Source organism: Sulfitobacter sp. R18_1 (genome assembly GCF_017743915.1).
Classification (GTDB): Bacteria; Pseudomonadota; Alphaproteobacteria; order Rhodobacterales; family Rhodobacteraceae; genus Sulfitobacter; species Sulfitobacter faviae.
In genome coordinates this window covers 414,349-429,262 of record NZ_JAGHRG010000002.1, presented here as the reverse complement: position 1 = coordinate 429,262, position 14,914 = coordinate 414,349, and the positions used below count along the sequence as shown (strand labels likewise).

The following is a 14,914-nucleotide window of genomic DNA, read 5'->3' as shown; positions in this document are numbered from 1 at the left end:
ACCGACCCGCCCTGCGCCCGTGCTACCTTTTGGCGCAGTGAACATCCTTTACCCCTTCGCCCCAAACGCTAGTTTCAAGTCAGACTGACAAAGGAACTCAGAATGAACATGCGTATCGCGTCGATCTTCGCCATCTGCCTCGGGGCCACGCCCCTTTGGGCGGAAAGCCATGCCTCCGGTGACGCCGAAGCCGGGGAAAAGGTCTTTCGTAAATGCAAAAGCTGCCACATGATCTCGGATGATGAGGGCAACGATATCCAAAAAGGGGGCCGTACGGGGCCGAACCTTTATGGGATCTACAACCGCGTGGCGGGTTCCGTCGAAGACTACCGCTATGGCGATTCCATCGTGGCTGCGGGCGAAGCCGGGCTGACATGGGACGAAGAGAGTTTCACAGGCTACGTCGCCGACCCCAAGGGGTTTTTGGCCGAGTATCTTGATACGAAACGGGCCAAGTCGAAAATGTCTTACCGTCTGAGAGACGAAGAAGACGCGAAAGACGTTTGGGCCTATCTGGTCTCCGTCGGGCCGGAAGTGACCGAGACCGAAGAGGCGGCAGAGGCGACCGAGTAATTCGCGCATTCAGCGCAATGCGAAAGGGGGGCCATCTGGCCCCCCTTTTTGTTTCGGATCAGAAGCAGTCGCGCAGCAGCTGCGTGACGTTCTCTTTGGTAAGCTCAATGGGGTTGCCGCCGCAGCTGGGGTCTTGCAGGGCCGAGGCCACCAGCGCTTCAATGTCCGGGTCAGTCACCCCAAGGGCAGTCAGCGAGCTGGGGATGTTCAACTCTTCGTTCAGCTTGCCGACGAAATCGTAGAACCCGTCAAAGCCGCCCACGATATCGAGATAGGCCGCCGCCTTGGCCAGCCGCTCTTCGATTGCGGGGCGGTTCATGCGCAGAACCGGCTGCATGACCACGGCGTTGGTGGTGCCGTGATGGGTGTGATGCACCGCCCCGATCGGGTGGCTGATGGCATGGATGGCGCCCAGACCCTTTTGGAACGCTGTGGCGCCCATGGCAGCGGCGGACATCATATGGCCGCGCGCCTCAAGGTCGCTGCCATCGGCATAGGCGCGGGGCAGGTATTCCTTGACCAGACGCATCCCTTCCAGCGCCATGCCTTGGCTCATCGGGTGGTAATGCGGCGAGCAGAAGGCTTCCAGACAATGGGCGAACGCGTCCATCCCGGTGCCTGCCGTGATCATCGGCGGCATGCCGACGGTCAGTTCTGGGTCGCAGATCACGACAGCGGGGAGCATCTTGGGGTGGAAGATGATCTTTTTCTCATGGGTCTGGGAATTGGTGATGACGCTGGCACGCCCCACTTCCGAGCCTGTGCCGGCGGTCGTCGGCACGGCCACGATGGGCGCGATGCCATCCGCATCGGCGCGGGTCCACCAATCGCCGATATCCTCGAAATCCCACAGGGGGCGGGTTTGGCCCGCCATGAAGGCGATGACCTTGCCCAGATCGAGACCGGAGCCACCGCCAAAGGCGATCACGCCGTCATGGCCGCCGTCGCGGTAAACCTTGATGCCCGCCTCGGCGTTCATCTCGGTCGGGTTCGGGTCCACGTCCGAGAACATCGCGCGGCCCAGACCTTCGGCCTCCATCAGGTCCAGCGTGGACTGGGTGATGGGCAGATAGGCCAGCCCCTTGTCGGTGACCAACAGCGGCTTCTTGATGCCCGCAGCGGCGCAGGCCTCGGCAATCTCTTTAATCCGGCCCGCGCCGAAGCGGATGGCGGTGGGGTAAGACCAATTGGCAGTCAGGGACATGTCTTAGGCTTTCTTGAGGTGGTAGGATTTGGGGCGTGTCAGCGCGTGATAGCCCAGTTCAGACAGGCCCGCGCCGCGCCCGGTTTGCTTGCAGCCGGTCCAGCACAGCGCCGGGTCCAGATAGTCGGCACGGTTCATGAAGACGGTGCCGGTTTCCAACCGCTGGCCGATGGCCTCGGCGGCCTCGGCATCGGCGGTAAAGATCGCGGCGGTCAGACCGAATTGGCTGTCGTTCATCAACGCAATGGCTTCTTCATCGTCCTTGACCGGCATGATGCCGACAACGGGGCCGAAGCTTTCGTCACGCATGACGCGCATCTCATGGGTCACATCGGTCAGCACCTGCGGCGTCAGATAGGCACCGCCATCATCGGCGGGCATTCTATCGATGTGCGCCTTGGCACCTGCCGCCACGGCCTCATCGATCTGCGCGCGGACCTCATTGGCGAAACGCACGTTGGCCATCGGCCCAAGCGTCGTGGCCTGATCCAGCGGATTGCCGAGGTTGAGGTTATTCACCCATGCCACGGCCTTTTCGACAAAGGCGTCATAGAGGCTTTCGTGCACATAGATCCGCTCGATCCCGCAGCAGCATTGGCCCGCGTTGAACATCGCGCCGTCCATCACACCATCGACTGCCGCGTCGAGATTGGCATCGGCCCGGACATAGGCGGGGTCTTTGCCGCCCAGTTCGGTCGCCACGCCTGTAAAGGTGCCCGCCGCGGCGCGTTCCATCGCCTGACCACCGCCGACAGAGCCGGTGAAGTTGACGAAATCAAAGGCGTTGTCGGCGATCAACGCCGAGGTTGTGTCATGGCTCAGCACGACGTTTTGAAACACATCCTCGGGCACGCCCGCGGCGCGGTAGGCATCGGCGAGGTGTTCACCGACCAGAATGGTCTGCGAGGCGTGCTTCAGGATCACCGAATTGCCCGCGATCAACGCAGGCGCGATGGTGTTGTTCGCGGTCATATAGGGGTAGTTCCACGGTGCCACGACGAAAACCACGCCGTGCGGCTCACGCATAATCTTGCGGCTGAAGGCGGCGCTGTCCTCGATCACCTTGGGCGCCAGCGCATCGGCGGCGATCTTGGCCATGTGGCTGGTGCGTTCTTGCAAGCCGCCGAACTCACCGCCGTAGCGCACCGGGCGGCCCATCTGATGGGCCAGTTCCTCGGTCATCCGGTCGGTGGAATTCTCAATCTCTTTCAGCGCGGCCATCACCAGATCGACACGCTCCTGCAAGGGGCGCGCGGCCCATGCCTTTTGCGCGCGGCGGGCGCGGGCGACAGCGTCTTGCGCTGCTTCCGTGCTCAGGGTTTCGCGTTCCGCATAGACCGAACCGTCAATCGGAGAGATACATTTTACCGTCGTCATTCTCAGGCCCTTTCAAAGCCGCGGGCGATTTCCCAATCGGTCACCACCCGGTCATATTCTTCCTGCTCCCATTCCGCCGCGCGGGTGTAATGGGTCACTACATCGTCGCCCAAGACCTCGCGCAGGAACGTCGAGCCGCGCAGGGTCTCGGTTGCTGCCCGCAGGGTCTGGGGGATATCGACAGCGTCGGACTCGCCATAAGCATCGCCGCGTGTGGGCGGGGCAAGCTCCATCTTGTCTTCGATCCCTTTGATTCCGGCAGCCAGCATGACCGTCTGCGCCAGATAAGGGTTTAGGTCCGATCCGCCAATACGGCATTCGACCCGCACGCCCTTTGTCCCTGCCCCGCAGAGGCGGAACCCCGCGGTGCGGTTGTCGACGGACCAGACGGTCTTGGTCGGGGCGAAGGTGCCTTTGGCGAAGCGCTTGTAGCTGTTCACATAGGGGGCGAGGAAATAGGTATATTCCGGCGCATAGGCGATCAGACCGGCCATATAGTGGCGCATCAGATCGGACATGCCCAACTCACCCTCGCTGTCAAAGAAAGCCGCTTCGCCGTCTTTCCACAGCGACTGATGGACGTGGCTGGAAGAGCCGACGCGGTCCTTGTGCCACTTGGGCAGGAAGCTTGCCGCATGGCCCTGCTGCCACGCGATCTCCTTGACCGCATGTTTGGCAATCGTGTGATAATCGGCGCAATCGAGCGCCTCTGAATAGCGGATGTTGAGCTCTTCCTGACCGGCTTCGGCCTCGCCCTTGGAGTTCTCGATCGGCAGACCGGCGGCGAAGAGATGGTTGCGCAGCGGGCGCATGACGTTCTCTTCCTTGGTGGTCTGGAGGATGTTGTAGTCCTCGTTATAGCCGCTGATCGGCGTGAGGTCGCGGTAGCCGCCCTTGCGGATCGCGTCAAAGCTCTGCTCGAAAAGGAAGAACTCCAGCTCGGTCGCCATCATGGCGTCGAAACCCAGTTCCTTCAGCCGGGCGATTTGTTTCTTCAGCATGGCGCGCGGGGAATGCGGCACCGGGGAATGCGTGTCGTGATCCAGCACGTCGCAAAGCACCATCACCGTTCCCTCCAGCCACGGCACCGGGCGGATCGTGTCGAGGTCGGGCTGCATCACATAGTCGCCGTAACCCGTCTCCCACGAGGTCGAGGCAAAGCCTTCGGGCGTGGCCATCTCAAGGTCGGTAGCCAGCAGGTAGTTGCAGCAATGGGTTTCTTTATAAGAGGTCTCGACGAAGTTGACGGCATGGAAGCGCTTGCCCATCAACCGGCCTTGCATGTCCACAAGGCACGCAAGAACCGTATCGACGGATCCTTCTTTGACCAGTTTTTTCAGCGCGTCGAATGTCAGTGTGCCGGGCATGTTCTGTCCACTTCAGGGGGTAAGGCGGGGGCGCAGGCAGCGCGCCCCCGGTTGTCGGTTCAGCCGTTGGTGTAGGGCGGACCGGCTTTGTTGATGACTTCGTTATAGTCACGGAAGATTTGCACGATCTTGGCGTGCACTTCGCCTTCTTCGGCGATCTCTGTCCAGAAGTCCTTGGCCGCGTTTTCAACCTCGGCCCATTCGTCGGCAGGCACGGTGCTGAGCTTAAGCTTGTCGCCCTGCGCCCGCAGACGCGCCTCGCCGCCCCAGTACCACTGGTTGCGGTAGGTGTGGCCCGCTTCGATCCCCGCCATGACCAGCTGCTTGAGGTGATCCGGCAGATCGGCCCACTGCTGCTGGTTGACGAAGAACGACCCGATCCAAGCACCCGAGATGTTGTTGGTCAGGAAGTAGTCGGTCACATCGGCCCAGCCGACGGTGTAGTCCTCGGTGATGCCGGACCACGCCATGCCGTCGAGCTCGCCTGTTTGCACGGCGACTTCAGCGTCCTCGTAGGGAATGTTCACCGGCACCACGCCGAACTTCGACAGGAAGCGGCCCGCGGTGGGGAAGGTGTAGAGCTTCAGACCGTCCAGATCGGCGACCGATTTGATCTCTTTGGTGGTGTTGAAGTTGCAGGGGTCTTGGCCCGCAGCCGACAGCCATTCAACACCGACCTTGGCATATTCCTCTTTCCAGATTTCGGCCAAGCCGTACTGGTTGAACAGCACCGGCACGTCGAGGATGTGCTTGGTGGCGAAGGGGAAGTAGCCGCCGAACTGCTGCAGCGGCGTGGGCGAGGCCATGGAGTCGTCATCGGAATGCACCATGTCGATGGTGCCGCGCTGCATGGCTTGGAACAGCTCACCGGTGGGGACGATCTGGTCGGCGTAGAACAGTTCGATCTCCATCTCGCCATTGGCGGCGGCGTTGATGTAATCGACGGCAGGTTTGGTCACCTGCTCACCCAAGGCAGCACCGGCATAGGTCTGCATGCGCCATTTGATCGGCGCTTGGGCATGGACAATGGACGGCGCGGCAAGGGCCGCTGGGGCGGCGACGGCGGCCCCGGATAGAAACTTTCTGCGAGTGGTCATACGTCTCTCCTTTGTTGAAATATCAGGCCGTCTTTGCGCGGCTCTCGTTGTTATTTGTCGTAGATGTAATCAGGCAGCCAGGTCGCGATCTGCGGGAAGACCATGACAAGTATCAGCGCCAAGACCATCACCAGCACGAAGGGCGTGATCGAAGCATAGATGTCGCGCAGGGTAATCTCCGGCGGAGCCATGGCGCGCATCAGGAACAGGTTATAGCCAAACGGCGGGGTCATATAGGCGATCTGCGTGGTGATCGTGTACAGGATACCATACCAGATCAGATCAAAGCCCAGCGCACCGACGAGTGGCACATAGAGCGGCGCCACGATGACCAGCATCGCGGTGTCATCAAGAAAGGTCCCCATGATGATGAAGCTGAGTTGCATCATGATCAGGATCATCCAAGGGCTCAGGTTCATCTTCTCGGTGAACAGGCTCTCAATCGCTTTCACCGCGCCCAGCCCGTCAAAGACCGCGCCAAAGGCGAGGGCGGCGAGGATGATCCACATGAACATGCAGGTGATGCCCAAGGTGTTGCGCACGGAGTTCTCGAAAACCTCGCGGGTCATGCGGCCCTTGAGAACGGCAGCAAAGAACGCCGCCGCAGCACCGATGGCCGAGCTTTCGACCAAGCTTGTCCAACCGTTGACGAAGGGCACCATCATCACCGCAAAGATCACCAGCGGCAAGATGCCCGCCCGCAGAAGGCGCAGCTTCTCGGCACGGGGAATGTCGCGATCCTCGGCTGAGAGTATGGGACCAAGTTCGGGATTCATCCGGCAGCGGATGACGATATAGGCGATGAACATCGCTGCCATCATCAACCCCGGGATGACCCCGGCAAGCCACAACTGCCCCACCGGCTGCCGCGCGATCATCGCGTAGAGCACCAGCACCACCGAAGGCGGCACGAGGATGCCAAGGCTCGACCCCGCCTGGATCACCCCCGTGACCATCCTTTTGTCATAGCCGCGTTTCAGCAGTTCCGGCAGCGCGATGGTCGAGCCGATCGCCATGCCCGCCACGCTAAGCCCATTCATCGCCGAGATCAGCACCATCAGGCCAATCGTGCCAATCGCCAGCCCGCCGCGCACCCCGCCCATCCAGACGTGGAACATGCGGTAAAGGTCATCGGCGATGCGGCTTTCGCTGAGGACATAGCCCATGAAGATGAACATCGGCAGCGTCAGCAGCGGATACCATTTCATCAGCTTCATCGCGGCGGCGAAACCGATGTCATAGCCGCCCTTGTCGCCCCAGAGCAGCAGCGCCGAAACCACGGCGATAAAGCCGATGGCGCCAAACACCCGCTGGCCGGTCAGTAGCATCAGCATCATTGACGAGAACATCAATGTCGCAATCATTTCATAGGACATCAGATGGCCTCACCCTTGAGCCGCAGCACGTCTTTCGCGAGCTCGGACAGACATTGCAGCAGCATCAGAAAGATGCCGACGATCATCACGACCTTGATCGGCCAGAGATAGGGGCGCCATGCGGAGCTGGATTGCTCCATATGGCCAACCTCTTCGCTGCCGGTGATCAAGCCACCGAAAAAGCTGAACGGCTCGGTCCCCCAGTAGCCCAGCGAATAGGCGGTAGAGCTTACCGCCCCATAGAGCAGCACGCAGAGATAGAAGATCAGGAAGAACACGGTAAAGAGGTCAAACCACGCTTTGCGGCGCAGCGACCAATCGCCGTAGAGCAGGTCCATCCGCACGTTCGACCCCAGTTGGATCGAATAGGGACCGCCCAAGATGTAATAGCCCACCATGACAAACTGCGCCATTTCCAGCGTCCAAAGCGAGGGGACGAAGAAGGCTTTGCTGACGGTGGACCACAACAGCACTCCCATCAGGACAAATATGCCATACATCATGATCCGCCCGATCCGCCGGTTCATCGCGTCGATGCCTCGGATATAGCCCCGGATGAACCTCATGGCTTGACCTCCTCCATCTCGGGCCGAGCCATGGCGGCACGGAGCCAATTGCTGATTATCTCGGCCATCTGCCGCTGTTCGGCTTCGGTCGTGATGAGGTCATTACGGATCTCTAGCATGACATGGGGATGACCATGGGCAAGCCCATGCTCCTTCAGTGTATGGGTCACCCCGTCCTGCGGGCCGTAGGGCGCGTTGCGCTCGACATTGAGGTCCGTGAACTCCGACGCCACCGCGAGCATCGCATCGGCAAGACGCGTGTCGCTGTCATGCAGAATGCCGATCTCAACGCTGCGCGGTTTGCCGTGGTAAATCGGCGTAAAACTATGCACCGTGACAATCGCAGGCGCATCGACCCGTTTGATCGTTGCCGCCAAAGTCTTGCGGAATGGCTCGTAATAGCGCGCCACCCGCTCGGCCCGGCCAGCCTCATCAAGCGTGGCATTGCCGGGGATCGCGAAAATCTCGCTCTGCGCTGGCATCGCGCCCGGGGCTTCGGGCGGGCGGTTGCAGTCGTAGACCAGCCGCGAGACGCGCCCCGCCACCAGCACCGCATCCAGATCCTGCGCCATGGCCCGGGCCACGCCCAAGGCACCGGGATCCCAAGCCACATGGCTTTCGCGGGCCGCGGCATCCAGCCCCAGACCGTCGTAGCAGGCCGGTATCTCACGCGCCGCATGTTCGCAGACCAACACCAGCGGGGCCTTGGCCCCGGCATTGATCACCTCGACGGCTTCATTCGAAAGATCTGACTGTTCTGACACCCTGTCCCCCTCAATTAGATCAAACCTCATTCGGGCGGGGGGCTTCTGTCAACAGAATAATGTCAAATTTATTACAACGCCGTTCAGTTTGTGTTATTACTCGTCAAAAGAGGGGCATCCATGGCTGAACCGACGCTGACCATTTCCGACCGTATACAGCAAGAGTTGGACCGGCTGACCCGTGCGGAACGGCAACTTGCCCATTCGATTCTGGAAAACTACCCCGCCTCCGGCCTCGGCCCGCTGACGGCGCTGGCGAAGGATGCCAATGTCTCGACCCCTACCGTGGCGCGGATGGTGCAAAAGCTGGGCTTCAAGGGCTATCCCGAGTTTCAGAACGAGCTGCGCGAAGAGCTCAAGGCCAAGGCCAAGAACCCCATCGCCAAACATGACAACTGGACCGAAGGCGCGCCCTCGGGCCATGTGTTGAACCGGTTCACCGACGCGGTGATTGACAACATCCGCCACACGTTGGGCCAGATCGAGCCTGCCACCTTCGACCGCGCCTGTGCCATGATCGCCGATACTGCGCATCCGCTCTATATCGTGGGCGGGCGCATTACCCATGTGATGGCCGAATATCTGTTCCTCCACGCCCAGATCATCCGCCCCCGGGTGACACATATCCAATCTACATCAAACGCTTGGCCGCATTACCTATTGGACGTGGGCGAAGGCGATGTCTTCGTCATTTTCGACGTGCGCCGCTATGAGAACAACACGCTGAAACTGGCGGAGATGGCCCATGCACGGGGGGCCAAGATCATCCTCTTCACCGATCAATGGCGCTCTCCGGTGCATAGCCTTGCCGATATCTGTTTCTCCAGCCGGATCGTCGCGCCCTCAGCTTGGGACAGCGCGGCGGCCACGCTGCTACTGGTAGAAAGCGTGATCTCGGCCATGCAGGACATCAACTGGGCCGATACGAAGGACCGGGCCGAACGGCTGGAGGACATGTTCGACCAGACCCGTTTGTTCCGCAAATTCACCTAACGCCCCCAGCAAGCAACGCCTTGTCATAAAGGGTATTGGCTTGCCCAAACCCCGCCAGTCGTCTATGGCCAGCACGCCGGGTGTGGTGTCCAGCGCGGTGCCGTGACACGCGCCAAGGCCGGAGGGGGACCGACCATGCGTGATGAAATCTTTTCGCCCAGCGAGCTTGAGCGCCATTATGACCTCGCGCCATCGCCAGCGCTGGCGGCTGAAATGGCCGATATCTACGCCAAGATGGACCGTGTCGTCTCGCCCCCCGATTGGGCCATTCATGCGCCCTATGTCGCCGCGATCAACAAGCTCAAGAAAGAGCGCAACGCGGTCATCCTCGCGCATAACTACATGACGCCCGACATCTACCATGGCATCGCGGATTTCGTCGGCGACAGCCTGCAACTCGCCATCAAGGCGACCGAGGTTGAGGCCGATGTCATCGTTCAATGCGGCGTGCATTTCATGGCCGAGACCTCGAAAATCCTGAACCCCGCGAAAACCGTGCTGATCCCCGACATGGAAGCGGGTTGCTCGCTGGCCGAAAGCATCACCGCCGAGGGCGTGGCACAGATGCGCGCGCAGTACCCCGGCGCGCCGGTTGTCACTTACGTCAACACTACGGCTGAGGTGAAGGCGGCGTCGGACATCTGCTGCACCTCGTCGAACGCGGCGCAGATCGTGGCTGCGCTTGAGGCCGAGACGATCATCATGACGCCGGACAAATACCTCGCGCAGAACATCGCCAAACAGGTGCCGCAAAAGCGCATCGTCTGGTGGGACGGCGCGTGCATCGTGCACGAACGCTATACCGCGAAAGACATCGCCGACTACCGCGAGTGGAACCCCGACACCCGCATCATCGCGCATCCCGAATGCCCGCCCGACGTGGTGGCGGAGGCGGATTTCTCCGGCTCGACCAGCGGGATCCTTGACTATGTGCACCGCGAAAAACCGGCCAAGGCGATGCTGGTCACCGAATGCTCCATGGCGTCGAACATCGCCGACGAATTGCCCGAGGTCGATTTCGTCGGCCCTTGCAACATGTGCCCCTACATGAAGAAGATCACGCTGGAAAAGGTGCTCTGGTCGCTGCACACGATGTCCGGCGCCGTCGAAGTAGAGGCCGAGGTTGCCAGCAAGGCGCGGGTGGCCGTGCAACGGATGATCGACCTCTCCCGCGAACTCGGCCTCTGAAGGGCGCGGGCGTGGAGCAGATCACAACCGGCAGGATCATTATCGTTGGGGCCGGTCTGGGCGCGCTCTATGCCGCGCTTTGTCTTTCGCCGCGTCCGGTTTTGCTGATCTCGCCCGATCCTTTGGGGTCAGGGGCCAGTTCCGCTTGGGCGCAGGGCGGCGTGGCCGCCGCGATGGCGCAGGCCGACAGCCCCGAGGCCCATGCGCTCGACACCATCAAAGCCGGGGCGGGCACGGTTGAGCCGCGCGTCGCCGCCACCGTAACGGATGAGGCCCGGACCCATATCCTCGCCCTGACCGATTTCGGCACCGCCTTCGACCGCAGCGCCGATGGCGGCTATGTCATGTCGCGCGAGGCCGCACATAGCTTTGCCCGCGTCGTGCGCGTGCAGGGCGATCAAGCGGGGGCCGAGATCATGCGCGCCCTGATCGAAAAGGTGCGCGAAACACCGTCGATCCAAGTGCTCGAAGGGGTGCTGGCCCGCGGTTTGGAAAGTGACGGTACCAAGGTCACCGGGGTCGAGATCGAACTGGCACGGCCCAAAGGCTCCGCCCCCGTGATGCTGCGCGGCGCGGGGGTCTTGCTGGCGGGCGGCGGGTCTGGCGGGCTTTATGCGCTGACCACCAACCCGGCCCGCATTCGCGGGCAGGTGATCGGCATGGCCGCCCGGGCGGGCGCGCTCATCGCCGATGCGGAATTCGTGCAGTTTCACCCCACCGCCATCGACTGCGGCGAAGACCCCGCCCCCCTGGCGACCGAAGCGCTGCGCGGGGCCGGGGCGCATCTGATCAACCGCGAAGGCGCGCGTTTTATGGAGGCGGTTCACCCCCTTGCCGAGCTTGCCCCGCGCGATGTCGTGGCCCGCGCCATCTTTGCCCAGACCCAAGAGGGGCTGCGCCCCATGCTGGACACCCGCGCGGCCTTGGGCGTGGCGGTGCTGACCGACTACCCCGCCGTCGCAGCCGCCTGTGCGCGTAACGGCATCGCCCCTGTGATCCAACCGATCCCCGTCGCCGCCGCGGCGCACTACCATATGGGCGGCGTCGCGACGGATGCGCATGGCCGCTCTAGCCTCGCCGGGCTCTGGGTCTGCGGAGAGGCGTCTTCAACCGGGCTGCACGGCGCGAACCGTCTGGCATCAAACGGGCTGCTCGAAGCGCTGGTCTTTGCCCGCCGGGCGGCGCAGGACATGATTGAGGAATGCGGAGCGGGCGAAGATGACGCCGTACAGCTGCCGGATTTGCCTGCTGGTGAGACACCGAACGAGACCCTCGTCACCCGCCTGCGCCAAACCATGACCGCAGAGGTCGGCGTGCTGCGGGATGCGGCAGGCTTGCACCGCGCCTTAACGGCCATCGCCGAGATTGAAGCGGCGCAACCCGATTGCGCCCAGTTGCAAAACATGACCGCCACCGCGACGCTGATCGCCGCCGCCGCCCTCGCCCGCCGCGAAAGCCGAGGCGCGCATTGCCGCACGGACTATCCCGAAACGCTCCCCGAAGCCGCCCGCAGTTTCATGACATTGGCCGAGGCCACCGCCCGCCGCTCCAACCCCGAGGACGCCTGAAGATGACCACCGCCCTGCCCGACCTGATCCTTGAGCCGTTGGTCCGTGCCGCCTTGATGGAAGACCTCGGCACCTATGGCGACGTCACGACCCGCAGCGTGATCCCCGAGGGCACGACCTATACCGCCCGGCTGCGCGCCCGCGTCGAGGGGGTCGTTTCTGGCATGCAAATCGCGCGGCTGGCCTTCCACCTTGTCGACCCGACGCTTGAGGTGCGCACGCTGAAAGAGGACGGTAGCAAAATCGCCAAAGGCGACACGCTGATGGAGATCGAAGGCTCCGCCGCCGCGATCCTCTCGGCGGAACGTGTGGCGCTGAACTTTGCCGGGCGGCTCTCGGGCATCGCCACCCTGACAGCGGCCTGCGTGGCCGAGACGAAGGGGACCGAGACCCGGATCACCTGCACCCGCAAGACCACGCCGGGGCTGCGCATGGTCGAGAAACAGGCGGTGCTGCATGGCGGTGGCTTCAACCACCGTTTCTCCCTCTCCGACGCGATCCTGATCAAGGACAACCACATCGCTGCCGCCGGGGGCATCCGGCCCGTGTTGCAGGCGGTGAAGGCCAATGCCTCGCATATGATCCGAGTCGAGATCGAGGTCGACACGCTGGCGCAGCTTCAAGAGGTCTTGGACGAAGGCGGCGCGGATGTGGTTCTGTTGGATAATATGGACACGCCGACGCTCACGCAGGCGGTCGACATGGCACAGGGGCGCATCGTGCTGGAGGCCTCGGGCAACATGACCCTGCCGCGCATTGCCGAGGTCGCGGCAACGGGGGTGCACTATATCTCTATGGGCGCGCTGACACATTCTGCGACAACGCTGGACCTTGGGCTGGATTTCTGAACCAACTGGGGCAAAGATCGCGCAGCCAGCGAAGGGAGCCCGCCATGTCCGACCTTACCATCCGAACCGTGAGAGACCATGACCGCGCCGATTGGGAGCGGCTTTATCAAGGCTATGCCGAATTCTACAAAGTCGAGCAGACCCCGGAGATGCGTGCGCGGGTCTGGTCTTGGCTGCATGACCCGCTGACCGAGGTCGAAGGACTGGTCTGCGAAGATGCCGAAGGGCGGGTGATCGGACTGACCCATTTCCGGCATTTCGCCCGCCCGCTTGCTGCGGCGACGGGCTGTTTCCTCGACGATCTTTTCGTGGCCCCTGAAGCCCGCGGCAGTGGGGCTGCCGATGCGCTGATCGGAGAGGTGAAGAAGATCGCCCAGAAACGCGGTTGGAGCCTCGTCCGCTGGATCACGGCCGAGGATAACTACCGCGGCCGTGGTGTTTATGACAGGCTGGCCACCCGGACCAACTGGGTCACCTACGACATCAAGCTGTAGGGTCCGGCGCTTTCTTGGGCGTCTCGGGCTCGGTCGGCTTCTCCGGTTCGGTCACCAGTTCCGCTTCTTCGATATCCTCCGTCCGCGTGCTCAGCGCCCCTTCCGTCGGGGTCGTTTCCGGCGCGCCCACGATCAGCGGCAGCATCTGAACACCGCTCGGCATGGCCACCTCCGACAGCGGCGGCGTCTTCCATTCCAGCGTGTCGAAGCTCTTGCAGTTTTCGCAGATCGGCACCCATTCGGCATGGATGTGGTGGCAGTTCTCGCAAATCCACTGCGGCCCGCGTGAGACGTTCAGTGCGCGTGTCAGCCAGCCTTTGACCACGGTGTCCGGCGCGCCCTCGCCCCGCTCGATCGCCGCCATCAGGGTGACGGACCGGGCCGAGGGATCGGTCTCGACCAGATTCCCAAGCGCACGGCGCGCTTCGGGGAAGTCTTCGTTGGCGATGTGCAATTCGGCCAGAAGCATCTTGGTCTCGGGATGGTCTGGCTGAGATTTGGTCAGCGCGCGGAACCGTTTGATCCGCTGGGGCGGTGTCTCATCCGGCTGAATCTCGGCAAAGGCGGCGGCAAGATCGGGGTGCGGTTGCACGCTCCACGCTTTTTGCAGCACTTTGGAAGCATTGCGCGGCTTGTCCTGCGCGATATAGCTGCGCGCGGCCATCACGGCGGCGGGCACCAGATCAGGCGACAGGCGGTTCGCTTCAATCGCGGCCTCGCGGGCTTCGACACTGTTGCCCTCGTCGATGACCTCGCGCGCCTCGGAGAGCGCCAGAACCGCGTCGCGGCGTTTGTGCACATCGCGCGGCAGATGGCCGTTTTTATACTTGGCCTGCAGAGTGCCACGCGCACCGGTCCAATCATGTTTCTCGGCCTGCAACTTCAGCAGGGTGTCGCCGGTTTCCTCATGTTTGGGCTTCAGCGCGAAGGCTTTCTCGGCCAGTTTCAGCGCCGTTTCGGTATCTCCGTCAGCCAGCTTCTGCTTCATGATGCCGCGCACACCGACGAAACGGGTCTTTTCGTCTTCGACCAGCTTGCGATAGGTCCGTTCGGCCTTGCGACGGTCCCCCGCCAGCTCCGCCGCCTGCGCGGTCAGCAGGTTGGTCAGTGCCGGGCGTTTGAGATAGCGGTCGGCCTTGGCCGCCTTGGCCATCGCGACCTGACCCTCGCCGCTGGCCAGCGCCATCAACCCGTCCGACAGTGCTTCATAGCCCTTACGCTCACGGTTGCGGTCAAAGTAGCGCGACAGCGCCGTCTCATCGCCATTCAGGAAATGCCAGACCGCCGAGAGCAGCGACACGATCTTGAGCAGCACCCAGACCGCCAGCATCAGCAGCAAAACGGCGATCACCGATTGCAGCGGCCCGAGGGTATATTCCGTGCCCGCCACGGTCAGTTGAATGCCACCTTCGCTTTCCAACAGAAAGCCTGCGCCCCAAGCCAGAGCGGCGACCAGCACGACGAAAAGAACGATTTTAATAAGAGACCAGAGCATTTTT

The 14,914-nt window shown here is 62.3% G+C and carries 14 protein-coding genes; 6 read left to right on the top strand and 8 right to left on the bottom strand.

What is annotated here, in order from left to right; translation table 11 throughout:
- Positions 1-102: 102 nt before the first annotated feature.
- Entirely contained in the window at positions 103-573 is a 471-nt protein-coding gene (locus J7392_RS07290) for a c-type cytochrome (protein ID WP_209216941.1), read from the top strand.
- A gap of 58 nt (positions 574-631) precedes the next feature.
- Here the strand turns inward: J7392_RS07290 and J7392_RS07285 are convergent, their stop codons facing one another.
- Genes J7392_RS07285 through J7392_RS07255 form a run of 7 tightly spaced genes read right to left on the bottom strand, consistent with a single transcriptional unit; the run spans position 632 to position 8,324 of the window.
- The gene (locus tag J7392_RS07285; RefSeq protein ID WP_209216940.1) at positions 632-1,777 is read right to left on the bottom strand and encodes an iron-containing alcohol dehydrogenase; all 1,146 of its coding nucleotides are present in this window, start codon (positions 1,775-1,777) and stop codon (positions 632-634) included.
- Positions 1,778-1,780: 3 nt separating this feature from the next.
- Positions 1,781-3,154 carry an aldehyde dehydrogenase family protein gene (locus tag J7392_RS07280; RefSeq protein WP_209216939.1) on the bottom strand — a complete coding sequence of 458 codons (1,374 nt, stop codon included), beginning with the start codon at positions 3,152-3,154 and terminating at the stop codon, positions 1,781-1,783.
- 2 nt (positions 3,155-3,156) lie between these two features.
- On the bottom strand, positions 3,157-4,521 hold the full coding sequence (locus tag J7392_RS07275; protein WP_209216938.1) for a glutamine synthetase family protein: 1,365 nt from the start codon (positions 4,519-4,521) through the stop codon (positions 3,157-3,159).
- 59 nt (positions 4,522-4,580) lie between these two features.
- The gene (locus tag J7392_RS07270; RefSeq protein ID WP_136720278.1) at positions 4,581-5,618 is read right to left on the bottom strand and encodes a TRAP transporter substrate-binding protein; all 1,038 of its coding nucleotides are present in this window, start codon (positions 5,616-5,618) and stop codon (positions 4,581-4,583) included.
- Positions 5,619-5,668: 50 nt separating this feature from the next.
- Entirely contained in the window at positions 5,669-6,994 is a 1,326-nt protein-coding gene (locus J7392_RS07265; protein ID WP_209216937.1) for a TRAP transporter large permease subunit, read from the bottom strand.
- Positions 6,994-7,560 (bottom strand): TRAP transporter small permease subunit, encoded by a 567-nt coding sequence (locus tag J7392_RS07260; RefSeq protein WP_067268278.1) that lies wholly within the window; start codon positions 7,558-7,560, stop codon positions 6,994-6,996. The genes J7392_RS07265 and J7392_RS07260 overlap by 1 nt, the downstream gene beginning before the upstream one ends.
- Positions 7,557-8,324, bottom strand: a complete 768-nt coding sequence (locus J7392_RS07255; RefSeq protein ID WP_348540688.1) for an N-formylglutamate amidohydrolase — start codon at positions 8,322-8,324, stop codon at positions 7,557-7,559. The genes J7392_RS07260 and J7392_RS07255 overlap by 4 nt, the downstream gene beginning before the upstream one ends.
- A 120-nt stretch (positions 8,325-8,444) precedes the next feature.
- Between J7392_RS07255 and J7392_RS07250 the strand changes: the two genes are divergently transcribed.
- The 5 genes from J7392_RS07250 (at position 8,445) to J7392_RS07230 (ending at position 13,415) form a co-directional block, all read left to right on the top strand.
- Positions 8,445-9,317 (top strand): MurR/RpiR family transcriptional regulator, encoded by an 873-nt coding sequence (locus tag J7392_RS07250; protein WP_067268280.1) that lies wholly within the window; start codon positions 8,445-8,447, stop codon positions 9,315-9,317.
- Between the two features lie 135 nt (positions 9,318-9,452).
- Positions 9,453-10,505, top strand: coding sequence for a quinolinate synthase NadA (gene nadA / locus J7392_RS07245; RefSeq protein ID WP_067268281.1), 1,053 nt, complete (start codon positions 9,453-9,455; stop codon positions 10,503-10,505).
- An 11-nt stretch (positions 10,506-10,516) separates the two neighbouring features.
- Positions 10,517-12,073 carry an L-aspartate oxidase gene (locus J7392_RS07240; RefSeq protein WP_209216935.1) on the top strand — a complete coding sequence of 519 codons (1,557 nt, stop codon included), beginning with the start codon at positions 10,517-10,519 and terminating at the stop codon, positions 12,071-12,073.
- A 2-nt stretch (positions 12,074-12,075) separates the two neighbouring features.
- Entirely contained in the window at positions 12,076-12,921 is an 846-nt protein-coding gene (nadC, locus tag J7392_RS07235; RefSeq protein WP_209216934.1) for a carboxylating nicotinate-nucleotide diphosphorylase, read from the top strand.
- 44 nt (positions 12,922-12,965) lie between these two features.
- Positions 12,966-13,415 (top strand): GNAT family N-acetyltransferase, encoded by a 450-nt coding sequence (locus tag J7392_RS07230; RefSeq protein ID WP_067268284.1) that lies wholly within the window; start codon positions 12,966-12,968, stop codon positions 13,413-13,415.
- Here J7392_RS07230 and J7392_RS07225 read toward each other — a convergent pair.
- A complete protein-coding gene (locus tag J7392_RS07225) occupies positions 13,405-14,910 on the bottom strand; it encodes a heme biosynthesis HemY N-terminal domain-containing protein (RefSeq protein ID WP_209216933.1) in 1,506 nt (501 codons plus the stop codon). The genes J7392_RS07230 and J7392_RS07225 overlap by 11 nt on opposite strands.
- Positions 14,911-14,914: the final 4 nt, after the last annotated feature.

Excerpts from the sequence above, each read along its gene's own strand:
- J7392_RS07290 (WP_209216941.1), top strand. The coding sequence starts at position 103 with ATGAACATGCGTATCGCGTCGATCTTCGCCATCTGCCTCGGGGCCACG.
- J7392_RS07285 (WP_209216940.1), bottom strand. The coding sequence starts at position 1,777 with ATGTCCCTGACTGCCAATTGGTCTTACCCCACCGCCATCCGCTTCGGC.
- J7392_RS07280 (WP_209216939.1), bottom strand. The coding sequence starts at position 3,154 with ATGACGACGGTAAAATGTATCTCTCCGATTGACGGTTCGGTCTATGCG.
- J7392_RS07275 (WP_209216938.1), bottom strand. The coding sequence starts at position 4,521 with ATGCCCGGCACACTGACATTCGACGCGCTGAAAAAACTGGTCAAAGAA.
- J7392_RS07270 (WP_136720278.1), bottom strand. The coding sequence starts at position 5,618 with ATGACCACTCGCAGAAAGTTTCTATCCGGGGCCGCCGTCGCCGCCCCA.
- J7392_RS07265 (WP_209216937.1), bottom strand. The coding sequence starts at position 6,994 with ATGTCCTATGAAATGATTGCGACATTGATGTTCTCGTCAATGATGCTG.
- J7392_RS07260 (WP_067268278.1), bottom strand. The coding sequence starts at position 7,560 with ATGAGGTTCATCCGGGGCTATATCCGAGGCATCGACGCGATGAACCGG.
- J7392_RS07250 (WP_067268280.1), top strand. The coding sequence starts at position 8,445 with ATGGCTGAACCGACGCTGACCATTTCCGACCGTATACAGCAAGAGTTG.
- nadA (WP_067268281.1), top strand. The coding sequence starts at position 9,453 with ATGCGTGATGAAATCTTTTCGCCCAGCGAGCTTGAGCGCCATTATGAC.
- nadC (WP_209216934.1), top strand. The coding sequence starts at position 12,076 with ATGACCACCGCCCTGCCCGACCTGATCCTTGAGCCGTTGGTCCGTGCC.
- J7392_RS07230 (WP_067268284.1), top strand. The coding sequence starts at position 12,966 with ATGTCCGACCTTACCATCCGAACCGTGAGAGACCATGACCGCGCCGAT.
- J7392_RS07225 (WP_209216933.1), bottom strand. The coding sequence starts at position 14,910 with ATGCTCTGGTCTCTTATTAAAATCGTTCTTTTCGTCGTGCTGGTCGCC.